The 6,738-nt window shown below is 67.1% G+C and carries 6 protein-coding genes and 1 pseudogene; 1 reads left to right on the top strand and 6 read right to left on the bottom strand.

Features of this window, described 5'->3' with window-relative positions; all coding sequences use genetic code 11:
• The 6 genes and pseudogenes from ACFWF3_RS18940 to ACFWF3_RS18965 form a co-directional block, all read right to left on the bottom strand.
• A pseudogene (locus ACFWF3_RS18940) lies at positions 1–211 on the bottom strand (cytosine deaminase); the annotation flags it as partial.
• A gap of 4 nt (positions 212–215) precedes the next feature.
• A complete protein-coding gene (locus ACFWF3_RS18945) occupies positions 216–1,745 on the bottom strand; it encodes an ABC transporter substrate-binding protein (RefSeq protein WP_379314661.1) in 1,530 nt (509 codons plus the stop codon).
• Positions 1,746–1,752: 7 nt separating this feature from the next.
• Entirely contained in the window at positions 1,753–2,745 is a 993-nt protein-coding gene (locus ACFWF3_RS18950; RefSeq protein ID WP_379314662.1) for an ABC transporter ATP-binding protein, read from the bottom strand.
• Positions 2,742–3,740: an ABC transporter ATP-binding protein gene (locus tag ACFWF3_RS18955; protein ID WP_379314663.1), complete on the bottom strand. Its 999-nt coding sequence runs from the start codon at positions 3,738–3,740 to the stop codon at positions 2,742–2,744. Before ACFWF3_RS18955 ends, ACFWF3_RS18950 begins: the two co-directional genes overlap by 4 nt.
• The gene (locus tag ACFWF3_RS18960) at positions 3,737–4,609 is read right to left on the bottom strand and encodes an ABC transporter permease (RefSeq protein ID WP_379314664.1); all 873 of its coding nucleotides are present in this window, start codon (positions 4,607–4,609) and stop codon (positions 3,737–3,739) included. Before ACFWF3_RS18960 ends, ACFWF3_RS18955 begins: the two co-directional genes overlap by 4 nt.
• A complete protein-coding gene (locus ACFWF3_RS18965; RefSeq protein ID WP_379314665.1) occupies positions 4,606–5,526 on the bottom strand; it encodes an ABC transporter permease in 921 nt (306 codons plus the stop codon). Before ACFWF3_RS18965 ends, ACFWF3_RS18960 begins: the two co-directional genes overlap by 4 nt.
• 287 nt (positions 5,527–5,813) lie before the next feature.
• Between ACFWF3_RS18965 and ACFWF3_RS18970 the strand changes: the two genes are divergently transcribed.
• Positions 5,814–6,527, top strand: a complete 714-nt coding sequence (locus ACFWF3_RS18970; RefSeq protein WP_379314666.1) for a GntR family transcriptional regulator — start codon at positions 5,814–5,816, stop codon at positions 6,525–6,527.
• Positions 6,528–6,738 lie beyond the last annotated feature (211 nt).

The following is a 6,738-nucleotide window of genomic DNA, read 5'->3' on the forward strand; positions in this document are numbered from 1 at the left end:
ACGGCAGCCCGAGCCTGCTCGAGTCGAGATGCAGGTGCACATCCGACAGTGCGGGCAGGATCAACCGGCCCGCGCCGTCGACGAGGTCGCCGGCGGGCACCGGCGAACCGGTGGCCGCGGATACCGCGGCCACCGTGCCGTTCTCGATCAGCAGGTCCACCGGCGGGCCGCCCCAGGGGCGAACGTCAGTGATCAACAGCGAATCACCCACGCGCTCAGTCCTTGCCGAAGGTCGCGGCGTCGACGGTGATCATCCCGTCCGCCCGCGGCTTCCAGTTCAGCGCCGGGTCCACCGCGTAGCTGGCATCGGGGGTGTAGAGGCCGAGCAGCAGCGCCTTGGAATCGTTGAGGGTGAACAGATCTCGGTAGACATCGATCCTGGCCTGTCCGGCGACGGTCCGGGTCTTGGCGACCAGGGCCTGGGTTTCCGGCAGCATCGCGTAGTCGTTCCACTGCCCGCCGAACATCGAGGCGATCGGGGCGTCGCCGTCCATGGTGGACGGCGCGTAGGTGTTGAGGTAGATGCCGGTGGCGGCCTTCTTCGTGTAGATCATCTGGGAATGGCTGCTCTGGTCGGTGCCGTGCAGGGTGATGGTGATGCCGACTTCGGCAAGGTTCGCCTGGATCGACTGGGCGATCTCGGAGCTCAGCGGGATGCGTCCGTTCGTCGCGTACTGGAAGGGGATCGGCGTGCCGTTGTAGCCCGCCGCGGCCAGCAGCTGTTTGGCCTTGGCCGTATCACGCACCGGCGCAGAATATTTCGGGTCGTAGCCGCCGACGTTCTTGGCGACCAGTTGGCTGTCGACCGTCGCGCGGCCCGCGAGCAGACTCTTGACGATGGCGTCCCGGTCGATCGACAGTGCGATCGCCTCGCGTACCCGCTGGTCGGCCAGCGGACCCGCCGTGGTGTTCATGCCGAGGAAGGTGACGCCGTTGGAGACCCGCGACTCGATGTGCACACTCTTCGAACCATCGACGGCGGCAACCTGATTGGGCGCAATCAAGGCCACATCGAGACTGCCGGACTGAACACCGTTGAGTCGGGCGTCGGCGTCGGCCACCGTCTTGAAGGTCACGGTCTCCAGTGCGGCCTTGTCGCCCCAGTAGTTCGGATTGCGCTTGACGACGTATTCGACGCCGCGCGTGTAGTGGTCGAACACGAACGGCCCCGAGCCGACCGGTGCGGCCGCGAATCCCGCGGAACCGAGCTTGGTGTAAACACTTTCGGGCACGATCGAGACGCCGGTGGTGATGGTCGGCCACGCGGAGAAGGGGGCGTTGAGGCTGAACACCACGGTATTGCCGGGACCGGCGGCGGCGGAGGTGAACATCTCCATATAGGTGGCCGGATCGCCGTTGGGTGTCGCCTTGATCTGGTTGTAGGTGAACGCGACATCGGAGGCTGTCACCGGTTCGCCGTTGTGGAACTTCGCGTCCTCACGAATCGTGAACGTCCACTGGGTGAAATCGGCGTTGTGCTCCCACGAGGTCGCGAGCTTCGGGCCGATCACGCCTTCCGCGTCGAATCGGGCGAGCTGGTCGAAGGTCGCGAAGTAGTAGTTGTAGCCTGCCAGCGAACCGTCGCTGATCGGGTCCGGCACGTCCGTCGGTTCGGTGACCGCGCCGACCACGAGGGTCTTCGTGGACGCGGTGTCGGTGCCCGCGGGTGCGCAGGCACTCAGGGTGACGGTGGAGAACGCGAGGATCGCGAGTCCGGTAGCCACACTGCGGGTGATCGGTCTCATGGGTTTCCTAATCTTTCGTGGAGCGGGGAAGTGGATGCAGGCACGCCGCGACATGCCCGGCGGGCCCGAGCGGCTCGAGTTCCGGTATGCGCGTGGCGCATTCGCCGGTCGCCGACGGGCAGCGGGTGCGGAAGGTGCAGCCGCTCGGTGGATTCGCGGCATCGGGGAGTTCGCCGCGGATCAGCGTCGAGGTGTCGCGGCGGCGTTGATGGGGGTCGGGTACGGGAGCCGAGGCGATCAGCGCGCGCGTGTACGGATGCCGGGGACTGGTGAACACGTCCTCGGTGGCGCCGATCTCGACGAGCTTGCCCAGATGCATCACCGCGACCCGGTCCGACAGGTGCCGCACGACCGAGAGATCGTGGGCGATGAACAGATACGACAGGCCGAGCTGTTCTTGCAGGTCTTGGAGCAGGTTGATCACTTGGGCCTGTACCGAGGCGTCGAGCGCGGACACCGGTTCGTCGAGCACCAGCACCTCCGGCCTCGGCGCGAGCGCCCTGGCGATCCCGAGCCGTTGCCGCTGTCCGCCGGAGAACTCGGCCGGGCGCCGGTCGAGCGCGTCCGGTCCGAGCCCGACCTGGTCGAGCAGTTCGAGCACGCGGGCGCGGGAGTAGCCGCCCGCGATCCGGAGCGGTTCGGCGATGATGTCGTGCGCGCTCATTCGCGGGTCGAGGGAGGAGTACGGGTCCTGGAACACCAGCTGCACCCGGTTGCGCAGCGCCCTGCGCGCGGCCGGTCGCAGGGCGGCCAGGTCGTGGCCGAGGATGCGCACCGAACCCGCGGTCGGGGTGTTGATGCCGAAGATCGTGCGGACCAGCGTGGACTTCCCGCCACCGGATTCGCCGACCAGGCCGAAGGTTTCACCGCGTACGACCCCGAAGCTCACGCCGTCGAGGGCTCGCAGTCTGCGCTTGCCGGTGAGACCGCGCCTGCTGGTGAAGCTCACCTCGAGGCCGTCGACCCGGATCACTTCCTCTGCGGTTCCGATCACGGTCATGCCGAAATGTCCTCTCGGAGAGGGGCAGCGAGCGCGGGCGGGCAGGCGAGCGCGCGACCGTCGCCGGTGGCGACGAGAGGTGGTGGGGCTGTGTCGCATTCGCGGCTCTTGCCCGCGAACTCGCAACGCGGGGCGAACCCGCACCCGGCCGGACGTTTCGTCGGTGACGGTGGCGAGCCGGGGATGGCGTAGGCGCGGCCCGCGCCCGCCTGCCCGAGCAGACTGCCCTGCAGGCCACGGGTGTACGGGTGGGCGGCGTCGTCGAAGATCTGCCACACCGTGCCGGTCTCGACGACCCGGCCCGCGTACATGATCGCCACCCGATCGGCGTACTGGGCGACCAACCCGAGATCATGGGTGATCAACACCATCGCCGCGCCGCTGCGGGCGCGAGCCTGTGCCAGCACCTCCATGAGCTGGGCCTGGATGGTCACGTCGAGCGCGGTGGTCGGCTCGTCGGCGATGAGCACCGCCGGATCGTTGGCCATCGCCATGGCGATCACCGCGCGCTGGCGCATACCACCCGACCACTGGTGGGGATAGGCGCGCGCCCGCTCGGCCGGTTGTGGGATACCTACGGAGGCAAGGAGTTCGACTACGCGCTGCTTGCGTTTCCTTGCGTCGAGCCGCTGATGCACCGCCAGCGCGCGACCGATCTGCGTGCCGACCCGGCGCACCGGATTGAGGGTGGTCATCGGGTCCTGGAAGACCATGCCGAGTTCGGCGCCCCGCAGGCGTCGCAGGGTTTCGTCGTCGGCGCCGACGAGTTCGTCGCCGCGGAAACGCACGCTGCCCGAGAAGATCGTCAATGCCGGGGGGAGCAGGCCGAGGGCGGCGAGCATCGTCACCGACTTGCCCGATCCGGATTCGCCGACGAGACAGAGCACCTCGCCCTCCTCCAGGCGCAGGCTCACCCCGTCGACGAGCACCACACGGTCGCCCGCGGCTGTCTCGTAGCCGACGGTGAGATCGGTGATCTCCAGCAATGGGCTCATGCCACAACCTCTTTCGCGAGAGGGCCCCGGCGAGCGCGTGGTGCCCGTCGAACTCGGCGCAACCCCTGGCCTTCATCGGTGAATCGCCGGCTGGCCAACAGGGTTCCGCCGATCACCAGCAGCAGTGCCACCGCCGGAACGATCGTCAGATAGGGCGCCTGGCGCAGGTACTTCTGTCCGTCGGTGATCATCAATCCCCAACTGGGAGTGGGTGGTTGCACGCCGAGGCCGAGATAGTCGAACGACGAGATCATGATCAGCACATTGCCGAGATCGGCGGTCGCCAGAATCAGCACAGGGACCGTGACGTGCCCGACGACGTGCTTGCGCATCACCCAGCCAGAGCGCGCGCCGAGCAGTTTCGGCGCGATCACGAAATCGCGACCGGACAGCCCGAGCGCGACCGAGCGCGCCACCCTGGCATAGCCGACCCAGAAGGTGACGCCGAGGATCGTCGCCATCAGCGCGGTACTCGGCCCGCGTATCGCCGACACCGCCATGATCACCAGCGTCATCGGGACCGCGAGCTGTACATCAGAGACACCCATCAGCACGCTGTCGGTGACACCGCGGAAGTAGCCCGACACGGTGCCGACCGTCATGCCGATCACCGCGTTGACCAGCACGATCACCAGGACCAACCCGAGCGTGATCCGTCCGGCCAGCGCCAGTCTGCTCGCCAGATCGCGACCGAGCGAATCGGTTCCGAGCGGGTAGTTCCCGGTGGTGAACGGCGCGGAGAACGCGGCCGCGAGTTCCTGCCCGTAGGGGTCGTAACCAGGGAAGAGGGGATACAGCAGGGAGAACAGCACGACTGCGAGGATCATGGCGACGCCCGCGATCGTGGCGTAGTCGCGGGGACGGATCATCGGACTCTCGCTCTCGGATCGATGACGCCGTAGAGGACGTCGATCCCGAAGTTGACGATCACGAAGATGGTCGCGATCACCACCAGCCCGGACTGGACCACCGGAAAGTCCCGGTTGAACACCGCGTCGAGCATCAACGTGCCCAAACCGGGCCAGGCGAAGACGTTTTCGACGATCACCAGCCCACCGAGCAGCGTGCCGAGCGTGATTCCGGAGATGGTGAGCACCGGCAGCAGCGCGTTCGGCAGCACATCGCGCAGGAGCACCGAGGATCTGCGCTCGCCGCGCGCGTACGCGGTGCACACATAGTCCTGGGAGCTCTCGGCGACCAGCGAATTGTCCAGCAGCCGTGAGTAGACGACGAACTGCGCGGTGGCGATGGTGAGGGCGGGCATGATGATCGCGAGCGGGTCGGCACCGGCGAGCGAGGGCAACCAGCCGAGCGTCACCGAGAACACCAGCACCAGCAGCAGCCCGAACAGGAAGTCCGGCACCGCCAGTCGCGCCGCGCCGACACCGAGCGCTACCCCGCGCAGCGACCAGCGGCCGCTCAGGTGGATGGCGAGCACCACGGCGAAGGCGAGTGCGAGACCGATCGCGAAGCCCGCGACACCGAGTTGGAGCGAAGCGGGCAGGCGTTGCAGGACCAGCGTCATCGACGAGGTGCCGGTCTGCTGGTACGAGTCACCGAAATCGCCGGACAGCACGCCGGTCACGTAGTCGAAGTACTGGGTCAGCGGCGGTTTGTCGAAGCCGAGTTCGGCTTCCAGCGCCGCGATGTCGGCCTCGCTCGCCGTTTCCGGCAGGAGAGAGGCCACGGGACTTCCGGTCGATCTGCCGAGCAGGAACGCCAGCGAGATGACGGCGAACACGGTGATCACCGCCTGGATGAGGCGGCGGATCAGATAGACGGCCAACACTGATCCTCTCTGTGTGCCGAGAATGTTATTCGGTATACAGAATTGGATTCCCGTGTATCCCCATTGTGTTCCGAAAGTTTCGGGTCCGTGAATGATTTCGATGCTGCCAACCGGCAGGAATGCCTTTGTCAAGGCCCATACTCGACCCGCGGGGCAGGCTGGTTTGCAGGTGGTTTGAGGTGGACGAAGATATATTTGGTCTACCGGATTGAATTCGGTAGGTCCGCCGCTAGACTGCGCGATCGCCGGCCGTCACCATCGGCGCGGCTTCGTAGACTGTTCGGGTGGCCCGAAACCTACGTCCGCCGGTCGAAGTCGTCGACGACACTTCGCAGACGCGACGGATATACGACGATCTGCGCCGCGCGATCATCACGGGGGAGTACCGCGAAGGCGAGAAACTGCCGGAGGCGCGCCTGGCCGCCATGCTCGGCACCTCGCGCCTGCCGGTGCGAGAAGCCCTGGCATTACTCGAATTCGACGGCATCGTCAGCGCGCTGCCGCGTCGCAGCGCGGTCGTGCGGTCCTGGGATGCCACCGCGGTGGAAGAACTCTTCGATGTCCGCATCGGCCTGGAACCGCTGGCGGCCCGACTCGCCGCTGCCCGGATCAGGCAGGGGCACGACAGCTCGCCCCTGCGGGCCGCGTTGCGAGAAGCGCAGGAGGCCACCGATTCTGGTGATCCGCTCCGGATCGCCGAGACGAACGCGAAGCTGCACGGCGCCATCGTGGAACTGTCCGGCAACTCGCTGCTCACTCAGCTGATGCGCACCATCCTCGCCCGGATGGCCTGGCTGTTCTTCCTCACCACCGAACGCAACACCGAGGAACAGCGCGACGAACACCAGCACCTCATCGACGCGATCTCCTCGGGCGACGAACGCCTGGCCGAATACGCCATGCTCAGCCACACCGAAGCAGGTCGCACCCCCACCCTCACGATCGTCACCGCGCTACGGCATGCCGACCATGACCATGCTCCTGGCGACGACCGCTAGCCCAGCCCCCACGACCGGGGCGCTGGGCTGAACAGACCTTTCGCTCAGACGGTGGCAGGGGCCACCGGGTCGTCGGCGAACTGGGTTCGGTAGAGCTCGGCGTACCGGCCGTCGGCGTTGAGGAGGGTGGCGTGGGTGCCACGCTCGACGACGCGGCCGTCCTCGAGGACCAGGATCTGGTCGGCGGCGCGGATGGTGGACAGGCGGTGGG

This window comes from Nocardia sp. NPDC060220, assembly GCF_042727815.1.
Classification (GTDB): Bacteria; Actinomycetota; Actinomycetes; order Mycobacteriales; family Mycobacteriaceae; genus Nocardia.

Bases quoted from the DNA above. Each gene is read 5' to 3' on its own strand.
- ACFWF3_RS18945 (WP_379314661.1), bottom strand. From the start codon at position 1,745: ATGAGACCGATCACCCGCAGTGTGGCTACCGGACTCGCGATCCTCGCG.
- ACFWF3_RS18950 (WP_379314662.1), bottom strand. From the start codon at position 2,745: ATGACCGTGATCGGAACCGCAGAGGAAGTGATCCGGGTCGACGGCCTC.
- ACFWF3_RS18960 (WP_379314664.1), bottom strand. From the start codon at position 4,609: ATGATCCGTCCCCGCGACTACGCCACGATCGCGGGCGTCGCCATGATC.
- ACFWF3_RS18955 (WP_379314663.1), bottom strand. From the start codon at position 3,740: ATGAGCCCATTGCTGGAGATCACCGATCTCACCGTCGGCTACGAGACA.